The sequence below is a fragment of the Arthrobacter sp. Z1-9 genome (assembly GCF_054792695.1).
The window spans coordinates 68832-83583 of sequence record NZ_CP096457.1 but is presented as its reverse complement, the minus strand read 5'-3'; the positions used below and the strand labels follow the sequence as shown (position 1 = coordinate 83583).

13 protein-coding genes are annotated in these 14752 nt (G+C 64.5%); 4 read left to right on the top strand and 9 right to left on the bottom strand.

Going from position 1 to position 14752, the window contains the following annotated elements:
- Window positions 1-45: 45 nt before the first annotated feature.
- Complete coding sequence (gene cofC / locus M1D93_RS20380; protein ID WP_461175289.1) at window positions 46-642, top strand: 2-phospho-L-lactate guanylyltransferase; 597 nt, start codon at window positions 46-48, stop codon at window positions 640-642.
- On the opposite strand, the gene M1D93_RS20375 is transcribed toward cofC, so the two are convergent.
- From M1D93_RS20375 to M1D93_RS20350, 6 genes are all read right to left on the bottom strand, one after another.
- Window positions 623-2128 carry a flavin-containing monooxygenase gene (locus M1D93_RS20375; protein WP_461175288.1) on the bottom strand — a complete coding sequence of 502 codons (1506 nt, stop codon included), beginning with the start codon at window positions 2126-2128 and terminating at the stop codon, window positions 623-625. The genes cofC and M1D93_RS20375 overlap by 20 nt on opposite strands.
- A gap of 47 nt (window positions 2129-2175) precedes the next feature.
- Window positions 2176-2658, bottom strand: a complete 483-nt coding sequence (locus tag M1D93_RS20370; RefSeq protein WP_461175287.1) for a hypothetical protein — start codon at window positions 2656-2658, stop codon at window positions 2176-2178.
- The gene (gene cofG, locus M1D93_RS20365; protein ID WP_461175286.1) at window positions 2655-5033 is read right to left on the bottom strand and encodes a 7,8-didemethyl-8-hydroxy-5-deazariboflavin synthase CofG; all 2379 of its coding nucleotides are present in this window, start codon (window positions 5031-5033) and stop codon (window positions 2655-2657) included. Before cofG ends, M1D93_RS20370 begins: the two co-directional genes overlap by 4 nt.
- A 266-nt stretch (window positions 5034-5299) precedes the next feature.
- Window positions 5300-5965, bottom strand: coding sequence for an NADPH-dependent F420 reductase (gene npdG / locus M1D93_RS20360; protein ID WP_461175285.1), 666 nt, complete (start codon window positions 5963-5965; stop codon window positions 5300-5302).
- Window positions 5966-6517: 552 nt separating this feature from the next.
- On the bottom strand, window positions 6518-7687 hold the full coding sequence (locus M1D93_RS20355) for a sugar ABC transporter substrate-binding protein (protein ID WP_461175284.1): 1170 nt from the start codon (window positions 7685-7687) through the stop codon (window positions 6518-6520).
- Window positions 7688-8032: 345 nt separating this feature from the next.
- Complete coding sequence (locus M1D93_RS20350) at window positions 8033-9202, bottom strand: hypothetical protein (RefSeq protein ID WP_461175283.1); 1170 nt, start codon at window positions 9200-9202, stop codon at window positions 8033-8035.
- 342 nt (window positions 9203-9544) lie between these two features.
- Between M1D93_RS20350 and M1D93_RS20345 the strand changes: the two genes are divergently transcribed.
- The 3 genes from M1D93_RS20345 (at window position 9545) to M1D93_RS20335 (ending at window position 11322) form a co-directional block, all read left to right on the top strand.
- Entirely contained in the window at window positions 9545-10153 is a 609-nt protein-coding gene (locus M1D93_RS20345; protein WP_461175282.1) for a pyridoxamine 5'-phosphate oxidase family protein, read from the top strand.
- A gap of 777 nt (window positions 10154-10930) precedes the next feature.
- Window positions 10931-11227, top strand: a complete 297-nt coding sequence (locus M1D93_RS20340; protein WP_461175281.1) for a hypothetical protein — start codon at window positions 10931-10933, stop codon at window positions 11225-11227.
- Entirely contained in the window at window positions 11221-11322 is a 102-nt protein-coding gene (locus M1D93_RS20335) for an integrase core domain-containing protein (protein ID WP_461175330.1), read from the top strand. Before M1D93_RS20340 ends, M1D93_RS20335 begins: the two co-directional genes overlap by 7 nt.
- 184 nt (window positions 11323-11506) lie before the next feature.
- Here M1D93_RS20335 and M1D93_RS20330 read toward each other — a convergent pair whose 3' ends face one another.
- The 3 genes from M1D93_RS20330 to M1D93_RS20320 all read right to left on the bottom strand — a co-directional run bounded on the left by M1D93_RS20330 (window position 11507) and on the right by M1D93_RS20320 (window position 14635).
- On the bottom strand, window positions 11507-12253 hold the full coding sequence (locus tag M1D93_RS20330) for a glucose 1-dehydrogenase (RefSeq protein WP_461175329.1): 747 nt from the start codon (window positions 12251-12253) through the stop codon (window positions 11507-11509).
- Window positions 12254-12381: 128 nt separating this feature from the next.
- A complete protein-coding gene (locus tag M1D93_RS20325) occupies window positions 12382-13128 on the bottom strand; it encodes an NADPH-dependent F420 reductase (RefSeq protein WP_461175280.1) in 747 nt (248 codons plus the stop codon).
- Window positions 13129-13636: 508 nt separating this feature from the next.
- A complete protein-coding gene (locus M1D93_RS20320) occupies window positions 13637-14635 on the bottom strand; it encodes a PDR/VanB family oxidoreductase (RefSeq protein WP_461175279.1) in 999 nt (332 codons plus the stop codon).
- Window positions 14636-14752 lie beyond the last annotated feature (117 nt).

The window sequence follows — 14752 nt, the reverse complement described above, 5'->3', positions numbered from 1 at the left end:
CTGCGGAGCAGATCCTATCCCGCTACAACGCGGGGGTAGCGGCACGTGACTGACGCCTGGACCATCGTCGTGCCGGTCAAGGGCACCGCGGCCGCGAAGTCCCGTCTCGGGGGTGGTCCCGGCTTGGCGCGCACGATCGCCCTCGACACGGTGGCTGCAGCGCTGCCGGTGGGACGGGTCGTCGTCGTCACCTCCGACGCCGCTGCGGCCGATTTCCGTGCTCTCGGCGCCGAGACAGTGCAGGATCCAGGCCGGGGGCTGTCCGCTGCCGTCCTTCACGGCATCGAAGTGGCGGGCTCTGGACGGGTCGCCGTGCTCCAGGGCGACCTGCCGGCTCTCGCGTCGGCTGAGCTCGAGGTCGCCCTGCGCCTCGCGTCAGCCGCGGAGATGGCGTTCGTCGCAGACTCAGCTGGAACCGGCACGACGTTGATCACCGCCCTCGACCCGGAGCGGCATCGCCCCGCCTTTGGCGAGGGTTCGCGTGCTGCGCATGGCGCCGCGGGTTACGTCGAGCTCGATCTCGACGAGACCTCGGGGCTGCGCTCGGACGTCGACACCTGGGCCGATCTCGAGCGGGTCGAGGGGAGGCTGGGACGGCGGACGGCGGAGGCGCTGGAGACGCTCAGGCAGTCTGCGCGCTGAGCAGGTAGTCGGCCGGGTCAAATCGGGCGAGCCGCTCACGGAACGCCGATGCGGTGTCCGGCCACAGAAGGGTCAGCCGCCGGCTCCGCTCATCGACGTACCAGCTGCGACAGCCGCCGGTGAGCCAGACGGTGGCCTCCGCCAGGCGGTCGATTTCGGCAACGTAGGCGGCCTGTCGCTCCGCCCGGACGTCAAAAACGGCTACCCTCCGGCGGCGCAAATACTCGAGGGACTCGAGAACGAACGCAATCTGAGACTCAATCATGTGCACGGCAGAGTTGTGGCCGAGGCTGGCGTTGGGTCCGTCGATGATGAAGAGATTCGGAAAGCCAGCCACGGTCGTGGAGTTGTGCGCCACCATCCCCTTCGACCAGACGGCGTCGAGGGTGCGGCCGTCGCGGCCTCGAATCCTGCGCGCGATCGGCGGCCGGGTCGAGCGGAATCCGGTCGCCGCGATGAGCACGTCTAGGTCATAGGCCGCTCCCGATGCGGCCTCGACCCGGTTCCCCTCGACGCCAGCAACAGCCGACGGCTCGAGGCGCACCGACTCGCGCATCAGGGCCGGATAGTAGTCATCGGAGAGCACGACCCGCTTGCACCCGACCTCGTAGTCGGGCGTGAGTGCCCGACGGAGGGCGGGGTCGGGGATCTGCGCCTCGAGGTTCCGCCGCGCGCGGTCACGAAGCCCGGTGAGGTGGCCAGTGGCGCCAAGCCTTGCTGCGAAACCGGCTTCGAAGTCCCAGAACATCCGGGCGCGGAGCCCGGCCAGGGAGTCGGGGTCGTCTAGCCAGCCGGTCTTCTCGACCTCGGTATAGGCTCGGTCCTCACGGGGAACGACGTACGGGGCGCTACGCTGGAAGAGAACGACCTCGTCGGCGACCGGGGCGATTCGCGGCAGGATCTGCACGGCCGACGCGCCGCTGCCGACGAGCCCGACACGCTTGCCTGCCAGGTTGAGATCGCGCGGCCATTCTGACGAGTGGATCAAGGTGCCCGCGAACGAGCCGAGCCCCGGCACTGCGGGCATCCGCTTCTCGGAGAGCCGGCCCGTCGCCACGACCACCCAGCGGCAGCGGTAGCTGTCGCGCGTGGTGACGACCGTCCATGTCGCGGTGGTGTCGTCCCAGTCGAGCGCCAACACGTCGGACGAGAAGTGGAGATGCGGGAGGATGCCCTCCTCGCGGGCGGCCTCCTGCAGGTAGTCGAGGATCTCGGCGCCCGGGGCGAAGAAACGGCTCCAGTTGGCGCGCGGCCGGAAGGAGAACGAGTAGAGCTGCGACGGGATGTCGCAGGCAACGCCCGGGTATACATTGTCGCGCCAGGTGCCGCCGACGTCGTCGCCGCGCTCCACCACGACGAACGACCGGTCACCGGATCGCGCGAGCCGGATCGCGGCGCCGAGCCCGGCAAAACCGGCACCGATGATCACCGTGTCGATAAGAGCGGGAGCTGCGTCCGTGACGGCGATGTTCGTGGGGGCGGTCACGGAGAATAACGCGTCCGCGGGTAAAGCCTGGGTGTCGTTGGCCTCCGTCACGGCCGGGCTCGCGGGATCGTGGTGCCGGCCGGGTATCGCCGAGGCTCGCGCAGGAACGAGTCGATGAGATGCGCCTGCTCGGCGGGATGGCCAGCCTCGGCGAAGCACGCATAGGCGGTGATTAGCTCAGCCGCTGGTGACCCGGGCGGGGCGATGACGAGGACGGGGCAGCGGACATCCGGCGCAACCGGACCCAGCACGATAAGGGCTGAGACACGCATGTCAGCAGCGACGGGAGTCTCGCGGCCGGGCGCGACTAGCGCAAAGCGGTCGGGCAGTTCGTCCGGTGAGACGTCCGAGCCCGTTGTGAATACTTGTCGCCACCGCGCCAGCAGCGGCAGCGCAGCGACGAGGGTGGGACCCAGGCCGGCCGGGTCGGCGTCGATCACGACCGGCTCGAGGGACCTGCCGGGCAGACGCGCGACTCCCGTTTCGATTTCTTGCAGGCCGGTGCGATTCTCGGCGTGGACGAGCGTCACGCAAAATCCCCCTTGACCAGCGTGTAGCTTGTGGTGCGTTCCCGCGCCTCGCGACCGAGAGCGGCGGCGATCCGCTGGACGTCTTCCCGCGTTGCCTCACGGTATGCCTCCCCGCCAGCCTCTGGCCAGATGGCACCGTCGAGTAGCAGACCGCCGAAATCGTCCGCTCCACCAGCAAGTACGGCCCCGGCGCCGTGGAAGCCGAGCTTTGTCCAGGCCGCCTGCACATGGTCGATTCTGCCGTGCAGCATCAATCGCGCGACTGCATGGAGTGCCCGCGAGGTTTCGAGGCTCGGCCCTTCACCAGCCGCCACCCGCACCCTGGAGGATACGTCGAACGGCACATACGGCATCGCGATGAACTCCGAGAAGCCACCGGTTTCGTCCTGAATCCGGGTCAGCCGGCGCAGGTGCGCGACGATCTGGGCGGGCGTCTCGACATGACCGTAAACGATCGTCGCCGTCGATCGGAGGCCAGCCCGGTGAGCGGCCTTGATGGGCCGGATCCATTCGTCGACCGGCGGATCGGTGCACTCGCTCAGCAGCGCGCGCACGCCGTCGTCCAAAATCCGGGCCCCGGTACCGGGAACGCTCGTCACACCTGCCTCCCGCAGTCCTTCGAGGAAGACCTCGACACTGACGCCCATCCTATGAGCCCCGTCGAGCACCTCCGTGGGGCGGTAGGCGTGGAGTGAGAGGTCGGGCCCGGCTGTGCGGATGGCTCGAGCCAGGTCGAGGTAGGCCGTGCCCGGTAGCCGCTGGTCGATCGGGCCCTGGACGCAGATTTCGGTGGCGCCGAGGGTGATGGCTTCCTCGACGAGTCGCCGGACCATGGCGTCGGTGAGGCTCTTGCTGTAGAGCGACGAGTCGAGGTTGCGGTTGACGACGTAGGTCAGCGTGTCACCGACCGCTGCCGAGCGGACCTCGTCGGCCAGTGCCGTTACCGCCTTGAGGGCGTTGCCGCGGGCGGTAAGGAGGGAGATGTATTCAGCGTCCGTCAGGCCGGCCGGGTCGGTCGAAGCTCTGGTGAGTGCGGCGGCCACGGCGCGGTCGGCGGTAGGAACAGTGGTGGCAGCAATCCCAGCGACTGTGTCTGCAGGCCGGCAACGCGGGCCGCGCGCCGCCGGGGGCGCGGGCCTCACGCGGGTGCTCTCGGCGGCGAGCAGGGACACCGGATCAGCCAGAGCGGTGACGGCGGGCGCGACGCGCGGATCCAGCCAGGTTTCTGGATCCTTCAGGTAGGCCGGGTGCGCCGTGAGCCGCTCGCGCAGGGTGAAGCCGGCGTGCGCCGTCAGCTTGGCGAGCGTCTGGATCTCGGGCCAGGGCCGTTCGGGGTTGACATGGTCGGGCGTGAGCGGGCTGACCCCGCCCCAGTCATCGATGCCTGCGCGCACCAGCAGCAGGAGTTCGGTGAGATCGGTGAGGTTCGGCGGCGCCTGGATGGTGTGGTCGGGCCCCATGACAATCCGGGCGACTGCGACGGCGGCGGCATACTCCTCGAGAGCGAGGTCGGTCTCGTTCTGCATCGCGGTGCCCGGCTTTGCACGGAAGTTCTGGACAATGGTCTCCTGCACCTGGCCGTACCGCTCATGGGACGCCCGGATGGCGAAGAGTGCCTCGGCGCGCTCGGCGTCGTTCTCGCCGATGCCGAGGAGGACTCCGGTGGTGAATGGGATCCGGGAGCGGCCGGCGTCGTCGATCACCCGCATCCGCAGAGCAGGATCCTTGTCCGGGGACCCGAAGTGCACTCCCCCGCGCTCGCTCCAGAGCCGCGTCGCCGTGGTCTCGAGCATCATGCCCATCGACGCGGCGACCGGGCGGAGCCGCTGCAGCTCGGCGAACGACATGACGCCGGGGTTGAGATGCGGCAGAAGGCCGGTCTCCGTGAGCACGAGTTCGGCCATCTCGCCGATGTAGTCGAGGGTGGAGGTGTAGCCGTGGTCGTGGAGCCACTGCCGCGCGACCGGCCAGCGGTTCTCGGGGCGGTCGCCGAGCGTGAAGAGCGCCTCCTTGCAGCCGAGCGCTGCCCCCTCGCGAGCGATGCGAAGGATCTCTTCCGGCGGCAGGTAGGTGGGGATCCCTTTTTTCAGCAGGCCGCCTGGCGTCTCGACGAAGACGCAGTAGTGACAGCGGTCCTGGCATAGCTGCGTAACGGGGAGGAACACCTTCTTCGAATACGTGATGATGCCCGCGCGAGAGGCGCGCGCAAGGCCCTCGTCGCGGAGCCGCGACGAAACGGTCAGCAACCGGTCGAGGTTCTCGCCTCGAGCTCCGAAGAGCGCCGTGGCTCCGGCAAGGTCCGTCTCACCCGTGTCTTCAAGACGAGCGAGAGCATGAGTGATGGGGGCAGGATTCAGAACGGACGGCTTAGACATGAAGTTCCTTCAAAACGATGGCGGCGCTGGTCCCGCGACGTACCTGCGCGTGTTGCCCGGTGGTGCCTGTCGCGCTCAAACCATTCTGCGCGTACTGGCCCGCCCGGGCGGAGCGTTCGGAAGCCATTACCACATCAGGGGTGGTGGGCTGGACCGAAGCCCGGCCGATCGCCCGGGTCGTCACTTTCACCGCGGACACCGTTCGTCCACGTGATCGGGGCATTACCATTGCCGTTGGCATGTCCGTCGCTGCCATGTCCTCACGCTTACTCAGTTAGGCCGCTAATACGCACGCCAGAGCGGGTCTTGTACCGTTTGTTGATGCTGATCAGGACAGCTGTTAACGGTTCCAGCTGGCGGGCAAGCCGCAGGTCTCCGGCATCGATACCTGGGCGTCCGGTAACGGTGGCCGCCAGCTCGATGGCTACGGCTTTCGCCTCAGGGTCATCGCCACAGACGAGGACATCCTCATGATCAAGCAGGTCAGCCGACGCCCACAGATTCGGCGCGGACAGGTGGTGGAAGGCCCCGACGACAGTTGCATTGGGCGCCAGACGAGCTGCCTCCTCAGCTGCACTTTCCGAAACATCCAGCCCGTAGGGTCCCCGCTGATCGAAACCCAAGGGATTGACACAGCTGATGAGGACCTTGCCGGCGAGATTTTCGGCGAGGGAGGCGACAAGCTCCGCGTGGCCCTTGTAAGGGACGGCCAGCAGAACGACGTCGACGCCCTGCAGCGCAGCGTTATTCTCGGCGGCTCCAACGACGCCAACGCCCTGAAGTTTGGCGTTGACGGCGGCCGCCGCCTCTTCGGCGCGCCCGGCTGCGCGGGAACCGAGTACCACGGTGTGCCCTGCGTGGGCGAAGCGGTAGGCCAAGGCCTTGCCCTGCGGTCCGGATCCGCCAACTACTGCAATCTTGAACGTCCCCATGATGCTCCTAACTAAGTCACTAAAGGGTTTACGTGGAATGGAAAATGCAACCCCGGGAGGCCCTACTCGGGCGGCTACCCGGTGCGGCGTTCACAGGAACGAAAGGGGCATCAGTCCATGAGCTGGTACATAAGCAGCTCGTGCCTGTGGTGGAGCAGCGACTCCTGCCGGTAGTGAAGACCGAGCCAGGGGGATGCGTAAAGTTCATCGATGTCAATCGCTTGCCGGGATGGTACTTCCTCTCCACAGAGAGGTGCATCCGGCGACTTTGAGACCGGTGTCTTCTGTGCAAAGCCTTTGGGAAGAACGTAGCGTGGGCGCATGTTCCCTCTTATCTCGTTTAGAAGGCTTGTTAGTTTCTTTGACAGGCGCTGCCAGCAAGACACCGACCTATGGAGGCGGTCGGACCACTGATGTTCGCCGTGTCCTTATCGATCGTACGCTATAGCCAGACTCTGATCACGGGTGAGAGTCCTGCGCGCAACGCTGGCTGCGGGCCTACGAAACCGCCATCGACGGTCACGGTAGGCCCGCAGGCCGGGCAGGGCTGGATCAGCCGGTGACCTTCCACAGCTTCTTGAACTGCTCCTGGTAGTCCGCGGGGTAGACGGGCACGGTGTCGCTGTCGCCGATGTTGTCGGGAGTCAGCACGGACAGCGGGCTGTACTGACCCACGACCGGCTTCCCGGTGTCGATGGTCCGCAGCGCAGTGTCGAGGATGACCCAGGCTGACATCTCCGTGGGAAGGCCGATCCAGAACTCGTCGGCACCTGCCTTCAGCGACGCCACGTTCGTCTTGTTCGGGAGTGCTCCTCCGATCTGCGGATCAAGACCAGCCTGTTTCAGTGCCGGAGCGATGCCTGCGGTCAGGTCGCCGAGATGGAAGTAGGCGAAGTTGATCTTCGGATCGGCCTGCAGCTTCGAGATGACGGCGTTCGTCGCGGCCGGGGCACCGATGTCCCCGATCGGGATCTCTGTGTACGAGATGGTGCAGTCGGGGCACTCCTTCTCTAGCGTCGCACTCATCGCCTTCGCCTGATCCTGCTGCGGGGGGGAGGGGATGCTGATCGCTGCCACGTGCGCGTCACAACTGGTGGATCGCATGATGGAGTACGCGGCCAGCTCCCCCATGCCCGCCCAGAAGGTGCCGCTGAGCGACGTGGCACTAAAGCCTGGCAGAGACTGCGGCTCGTCCGTGATAGATCCGATCATGAACAGCTCTCCCGCGTCCTTGGCAGCCTGGATCGGTGCCTGCAGCACGGACGGCGGGATGCCGTCGTGGGCGACCACATCGCCGGCCTTCGAACTCTTGATGGCGTCCAGTGCCTTGCGGTTGGCATCTTCGACCGAGCCGTCGTAGGTCGGGCCCTTGCCGACCCATCCAACCGCTGAAGCGGCATCAATCAGTTTTTTGTTCAGCTCGAGCGAGATTGGCGTGTTGGCGGGTGAGATGCGAGTGATGGTCACACCCTTCTCCGGTGTCTTGCTCAACGGAGTCAGCTCGGAGGGCAGAGTCTTGGGCAGGTCTCCGCCCCGCGCCTCGAAGTACTTCTCGGCTGCATCAACGCACTTTTGCTGGCTGGTTGAGAGCTCACGGTCGCCCGCGCCGCCACTGCTGCCCGAGTCTGCTGAGCTGCACGCGGACGCGGCCAGGATCGTGGAGCTCAGTGTCACGCCGAGCAGCAGGCGACGCAACGTCTGTTGGGATCGGTTCGAGGTCATGTGCATATTCCTTCTCTGAAGCGCCGACTGCATGCCCTACGACGGGAATATGGTCCGGCTCCAACGGTCGAGTTACGTTTGTGAACTGGTACGAGTATTGGATGTAACGAGCGCTAAGTCAATAGCCAATCGTGAGGGGCATCACGTGCAACGAAATGACGGCGCCTCCAACACTCGATCGCCGACGGGCCCCAAGGATTCTCCGCCGACCTATGGAGGCGGTCGGACCACTGATGTTGAGCACCCCCTATCACGCATACGCTATACAGCTGACTGGGGGCCTATGAAGCCGCCATCGATGGTCGCGGTAGGCCCCGCAGGTGATGCAGGCCGGGCAGGGCTGGATCAGCCGGTGACCTTCCACAGCTTCTTGAACTGCTCCTGGTAGTCCGCGGGGTAGACGGGCACGGTGTCGCTGTCGCCGATGTTGTCGGGAGTCAGCACGGACAGCGGGCTGTACTGACCCACGACCGGCTTCCCGGTGTCGATGGTCCGCAGCGCAGTGTCGAGGATGACCCAGGCTGACATCTCCGTGGGAAGGCCGATCCAGAACTCGTCGGCACCTGCCTTCAGCGACGCCACGTTCGTCTTGTTCGGGAGTGCTCCTCCGATCTGCGGATCAAGACCAGCCTGTTTCAGTGCCGGAGCGATGCCTGCGGTCAGGTCGCCGATAACGAAGTAGGCGAAGTTGATCTTCGGATCGGACTGCAGCTTCGAGATGACGGCGTTCGTCGCGGCCGGGGCACCGATGTCCCCGAGCGGGATCTCGGTGTACGAGATGGTGCAGTCGGGGCACTCCTTCTCTAGCGTCGCACTCATCGCCTTCGCCTGATCCTGCTGTGCGGGGGAGGGGATGCTGATCGCTGCCACGTGCGCGTCACAACTGGTGGATCGCATGATGGAGTACGCGGTCAGCTCCCCCATGCCCGCCCAGAAGGTGCCGCCGAGCGACGTGGCACTAAAGCCTGGCAGAGACTGCGGCTCGTCCGTGATAGATCCGAGCATGAACAGCTCTCCCGCGTCCTTGGCGGCCTGGATCGGTGCCTGCAGCACGGACGGCGGGATGCCGTCGTGGGCGACCACATCGCCGGCCTTCGAACTCTTGATGGCGTCCAGTGCCTTGCGGTTGGCATCTTCGACCGAGCCGTCGTAGGTCGGGCCCTTGCCGACCCATCCAACCGCTGAAGCGGCATCAATCAGTTTTTTGTTCAGCTCGAGCGAGATTGGCGTGTTGGCGGGTGAGATGCGAGTGATGGTCACACCCTTCTCCGGTGTCTTGCTCAACGGAGTCAGCTCGGAGGGCAGAGTCTTGGGCAGGTCTCCGCCCCGCGCCTCGAAGTACTTCTCGGCTGCATCAACGCACTTTTGCTGGCTGGTTGAGAGCTCACGGTCGCCCGCGCCGCCACTGCTGCCCGAGTCTGCTGAGCTGCACGCGGACGCGGCCAGGATCGTGGAGCTCAGTGTCACGCCGAGCAGCAGGCGACGCAACGTCTGTTGGGATCGGTTCGAGGTCATGTGCATATTCCTTCTCTGAAGCGCCGACTGCATGCCCTACGACGGGAATATGGTCCGGCTCCAACGGTCGAGTTACGTTTGTGAACTGGTACGAGTATTGGATGTAACGAGCGCTACGTCAATAATCAATCGTGACAAACCTCACATGGACATGTAATGAACACCTCTTCGCCAGCAAATCTGAGGCCCCTGCGCGTCAACCCTTGCGGCGGCACGATGTACAGGCTAGCGTGATATGACTACTTAGCGCTCGCTAGTCGAAATCGCTCGATGGTGAGCACGGTCGACCGCAGTTGACCTCAGTTACACACGCCGCGCACGCCGAATGAATTGGAGCACGTCATGCCTCGCTTGGACCACGAAGAGCTCGAGCAGTTCCTGAATGAACACTCTGTTGCCCGATTGGCATCGATTACCGAAGATGGGTCGCCGTACGTCGTCCCGTTGGTGTTCGGTTACACCGGATCCGCCATCCTCGTGGCGTCGAGAGGTAAGTCGGTCTGGTACGACCACCTCGTTCGGGACCCGCGAGTGGCCGTCGCCATCGACGAGTTCGAGCCCCCGGGACGCCGAGTCATCATAAAAGACGTCAAGGCGGAGCTACTCTTCGAGCCCGGGCACGAGCAGGAATGGATCGAGACGAAGCGGAAGATCGAGACGAAGGCGCAGTTCTCGATGCTGTCGCCGGAGGTGTCTCGTGGTGAGATCACCAAGGACGAGGCCTGGAAGTTGGGCGCAGAGCGAGCCGACTACTACCTCGATTCGATCAAGCAGGTGCCGTACGCATTGTGGTCCATCCCCTTCGAGTACCCCTCGCCCACTGTGGTCACATGGAAGCCGCTCACGAAGGACGGTGACCTGACCGGTATGTGGTCTGAGAAGTACGGCAAGATCACCAAACCCGAGACGAGCACGGGTGAGGTCATGAAGGGCTGGATGGATAAGGAGTGATAGCGGGTCTGCTACCCGGGGTGGGGGCTAAACGCGCGCCTCGCCCGTCCGACTAAGGGCGAGCCGGCGAGTGACGCTACGGCGATCAATGTCGCCGCCGGGAAGCAGCCTCAGAGACCGAGACCGCCTGCTCTAGGGTCAAGTGACCGGACCCCGTCGCGCCCGATCCGGCCGTGTAGGCAGAGACCAGGATAGCGGTGCCAGCTACACCGCCCAGCTGTTGCACCGAACGCTGCGCTGCCGTGGTGTAGAGTCCCGGCAGGTTGATGACGCGGGGATTGATTTGACGCAATAAGAGGACCTCCGGGTGTTGTGCGGTGCTTGTCGAGGGCGAACACTAACCAGGAGGTCCTCGCGTCCCCCCGTAACGCGTTTTTGGCTCATGCGGGGCGTCTGCAGCTGGCCCCATGCATCATGGTTGATGGCTGGCCTTTGCGCGTTCCGCGGAGAGATTCGCTGTCTCTGTACCGATCGTGGCGCGCTGGTCCCACCGCGCCACCTAGCGTGAGCTGGATGAGGCTGGGCTGGAGGACCGAGGAGACGACCGCTGACCTGCTCGCACCGGACCCGGATTCGCACCGAGCGGCGCGTGCTTGGACTGCGCGTGAACGGCCGGCTGGGGCCCGGCCCGGATCTCGCACTACGTGCACGTAAACGTCTCCGCGGTCCACGCATCCTGACCCGCTAACTGTGTCCCCCGCTGCGCTTCACCGACCCGTCCAGGGGGGACCGCGCACGCCCGTACGAATATGTTTGTTTAGCCCGGCGAAATAATTCATGTGGACATCAAGAAACCGGAAGCATCCCCAACGGGAGGACCGCGTTCACGACCGCGTCCAGGGCGAATCGAACTCCCGGGCCCGGAACCTCGCCGAAGGCACCTTCCTGCATCAGGCAGTGGATGACCGTTCCCGGTTCGTGTACTCCGAGATCCTGCCGGACGAAACAAAGGAAGCCTTGTCGGCGTTCATGCGCAACGCCATCACCGCGTTTACCGCCCGGGGCATCAAAATCCAGAGGGTGCTGACCGATAACAGCCCTGCTACCGCTCCCGCGCCTTTGCCCCTATCCTGACCGAATTCGGGATCAAGCACAAACGCACCAGACCTGGCCGCCCTCAAACCAACGGTAGATTCGAACGCTTCAATCACATCCTGCAAGAGGAATAGGCCTTACTCCAAGTCCTATAGCCCAGAAGCCAATCGCCAAGCCTGTTACCCGGACTTCTCGAGTACTACAATCAGCGCAGGCGTCGGGTGTGCTTTCTTGGACTACAAAACTCTGATGTGCCGGACGAGAAGACACTGTCAGTCGTCGCTCCGTTGAGACGCCCGCGACCACCTGACGCCCCGTCTAGACGTTGCCGGGCGGGAACTCGCCGGCGAGCTGCCCCCCGTCGGCGATGAACTCCGCTCCGGTGCAGAAGCTGGACTCGTCGCTAGCCAGGAACAGGACCAAGTTGGCAAGCTCCAGCGGCTCTCCCAGTCGAGCGATCGGAATGCCACTCTGATCGATGTCGTGCCCGTCCGTCATGGGAGTGCGGATGTTGCCGGGGTGGACCGAGTTGGACCGGATGTTGTACTTGCCCAGATCGATAGCGGTGGCCTTGGTTAGCCCGCGCATCCCGAACTTCGCGGCCGTGTACCCGGCGAATGACCCCATGCCCATGAGTCCTGCCGTGGACGAGATATTCACGATCGACCCCATCCCCGATTCCTTGAGCGCAGGGATGGCCGCCTTGATGCCGTAGAAGGTGCCGGTCAGGTTGATCCCGATGACCTGGTGCCACTGCTCCGCGGTGTACTCGTCGATGGTGCCGAAGTTCGCGATGCCGGCGTTGTTGACCAGGACGTCGAGGCGGCCAAAATCGGTCGTGGCGAGATCAACCGCAGCGTCCCAGTCCTCTGGCCTCGTCACGTCGAGGTGGATGAATCGCACGTTCGCGCCCAGCTCACTCGCCGTGGCCTCCCCCTCGGCGTCGAGGACGTCGCCGATGACGACCTGGGCTCCTTCCTCGACAAGACGTTGCGCGAATGCGGCACCCATCCCACGGGCTCCGCCCGAGACAAGTGCGACTTTGCCGCTGACACGACCCATGATCTTCCATCTCCTTCATGCCCCTCTGGGCTTCGACGTGATGACTTCGTTCTTCGTGTTGGTGGCGACGGGCGCATCTCGCGCGCGCCGTCGACGAGGTGCTCAGACGCCCGGCCCGGGCAGGCTCTCGCTCACATGTACAGGGCGCGATTGAGTCGCACCAGGTAATCGGCACCCGGATTGGTCCTGCCGTCGCCGATGCGTTCCATAATCGCCGCGACCGCGATGTCGCGGCGCTTCGGTGAACGATCGGCCTCGGCGGCGGCGAGTGCTCCCGGCATCTCGGCGAGGGTCAGGTCCGTGCAGTAGCAGGGGGTGCCGGGCTGCTGGCGCCATGAGTCCGCGAGAGGGCCCGCGTCGTAGGCGTCAAACCCCGTGTCCTCGACCAGAGCCATGGCGATAGCACGCTCGCTGTCCGAGTCACCCGCCACGGGGATGGCGATCCGGTCAGGGGCGCCCTTCGGCCGGTGCAAGCGCGCGAGGGAGTCCGAACCGATCGCATTCCACGCCTTGACGAGTGGGCGATCCAGCTGCTCGACCGCCCACAGGCTCTCGACTTTCCCACCGTTGATCTCCTCCACACCGCCGTCCCGCGACGGGTAGTAGTTCGACGTGTCGATCAGGACAGTTGAGGAGGGGAGGTCGCTCACGAGCGGTGCCATGAGCGGGAGTCGATCGAACGGGACCGAGAGGATCAGCACGTCGACGTCGACCGCCGCCTCGGCGGCCCACACAGCATGTGCGCCCGTGGCCAGGACGGCGGTGTCGACGGTCTTGGGGTCCTTCGAGTTTGCGACTTTGACCGTGTGGCCGGCACCGCTGAGCCTGGTAGCCAACGTTGTGCCGATGTGACCGACTCCCAGGATTCCGATGTTCACGTGTTGCTCTCCTTTATAAGTACGAGTAGGACGAGGGGCGGAGGTGCCCGGCGCATCTCACCGCCGCTCTCGCCACGCAGGATGCCAGACCACCTGAAGCGATACGACTCAGACAAGGCTCTTAACCATCGACTGCAGAGATGGTCTTGCCGAAGACCTGCTCACCCTGCGGGTGCGTGCGTCCATGTCTGCCTCTGCGCGCCTGCAGTCCTCGCTTCTCAGTCTGACTGTTGGCGGGATGATCTCAGGACCACTTTGCCTGGCCTGCGCGTAGCGCGCCAATACTTTTTGCGGAGCGCATTCTTGCACGGATCGTCATGAATGGCCATCGATCGCTGCTTTTGGCTCAGAGACAAAGCGTTCGCCTCCAGTGCATCTAGGTGGTCAACTGTCATCGCTCCTTGCTGCAATGCGTGGACCGGTCAAAAAACTTAGGTGTGCGAGCACCACTACTCACTTTATTTAACGGTCGCGAGAAAACCTGATCTCCCTTGGCCAGTCAGTGCACCTAGAGGTCCAAGACCAGTCGATCGCTCAGGCAGCGTGACACGCAGATCATCATGCAATCATTCGCGCTTTGCTCGTCCTCGTCGAGGATCGAGTCGCGATGCTCCGGTGCCCCCTCCAGAACAGGGGTCTCGCAGGTTCCGCAGGTGCCAACACGACACGACCACAAGACGTGGACGCCGGCTTCTTCTACCATCTCGAGAACGCTGCGCTCGGGCGGGACGTTGAGGGTGATCCCGGTCTTTCGAAGCTCGACCTCGAAAGATTCTGCCCGGGCTGGCTCCTTGAGGGGTTTCGCCGTGAACCGCTCGAGGTGCAAGCTGCCGGCGGCCCAGCTGGCGCACCGCTGCTCGACCGCATCGAGGAGCGGTCCTGGGCCGCAGCAGTAGACCTTGGTGTCGGCCTGGGGCGATCTGAGCAGACCATCCAGATCGATTAGACCCTTTTCGTCTTGCGGCCACAGCGTGACCCGGTCCCCGTAGGACGCGAGCTCGTCCACGAAAGCCATCGACGACAATTGTCGGCCTCCATAGATCAAACGCCAGTTCGCGCCTGCCTTCTCGGCTTCGGCGATCATAGGAAGTATGGGCGTGATCCCGATGCCCCCGGCGATGAACAGGTAGTGCTCAGAGGGCAACAGGCTAAAGTGATTGCGAGGACCCCGAACTCGGATCGGCGAACCGTCCACTAGATTCTCATGGACGTACCGCGACCCACCGTTCCCCTCTGGCTCGTTGAGGACCCCGATACGCCATCGTCGACCATCCGACGGATCTCCGCACAGGGAGTACTGACGAGGCCCAATACCCGGGACCAGCACATCGATGTGAGCGCCAGGCTGCCATGGGGGAAGGTTCGCGCCATGCGCCTCTCTCAGCGTGATTGTGGCGACGTCTCCGGCGGGATCTGCCCGTTTCTCCACCACCATATCAAACTCTGCTTCTTTGACCTCAGCCGTCAACGTCCCGGTCTGCACATCGAGCTGAACGAGATGTGTCATTCTTGCCTTCCTCTACTCAAGATCGAGCCCCTCAAGGGCCGTCTGAACCAGATTGTTATTCCCTCTGTCGGGGAATAACAAAGATGCGACGCGTGTCTCGACGTCCCGCTCATCCCA

Excerpts from the sequence above, each read along its gene's own strand:
- M1D93_RS20350 (WP_461175283.1), bottom strand. The coding sequence starts at position 9,202 with ATGACCTCGAACCGATCCCAACAGACGTTGCGTCGCCTGCTGCTCGGC.
- M1D93_RS20340 (WP_461175281.1), top strand. The coding sequence starts at position 10,931 with ATGTGGACATCAAGAAACCGGAAGCATCCCCAACGGGAGGACCGCGTT.
- M1D93_RS20355 (WP_461175284.1), bottom strand. The coding sequence starts at position 7,687 with ATGACCTCGAACCGATCCCAACAGACGTTGCGTCGCCTGCTGCTCGGC.
- M1D93_RS20345 (WP_461175282.1), top strand. The coding sequence starts at position 9,545 with ATGCCTCGCTTGGACCACGAAGAGCTCGAGCAGTTCCTGAATGAACAC.
- cofG (WP_461175286.1), bottom strand. The coding sequence starts at position 5,033 with ATGTCTAAGCCGTCCGTTCTGAATCCTGCCCCCATCACTCATGCTCTC.
- M1D93_RS20320 (WP_461175279.1), bottom strand. The coding sequence starts at position 14,635 with ATGACACATCTCGTTCAGCTCGATGTGCAGACCGGGACGTTGACGGCT.
- npdG (WP_461175285.1), bottom strand. The coding sequence starts at position 5,965 with ATGGGGACGTTCAAGATTGCAGTAGTTGGCGGATCCGGACCGCAGGGC.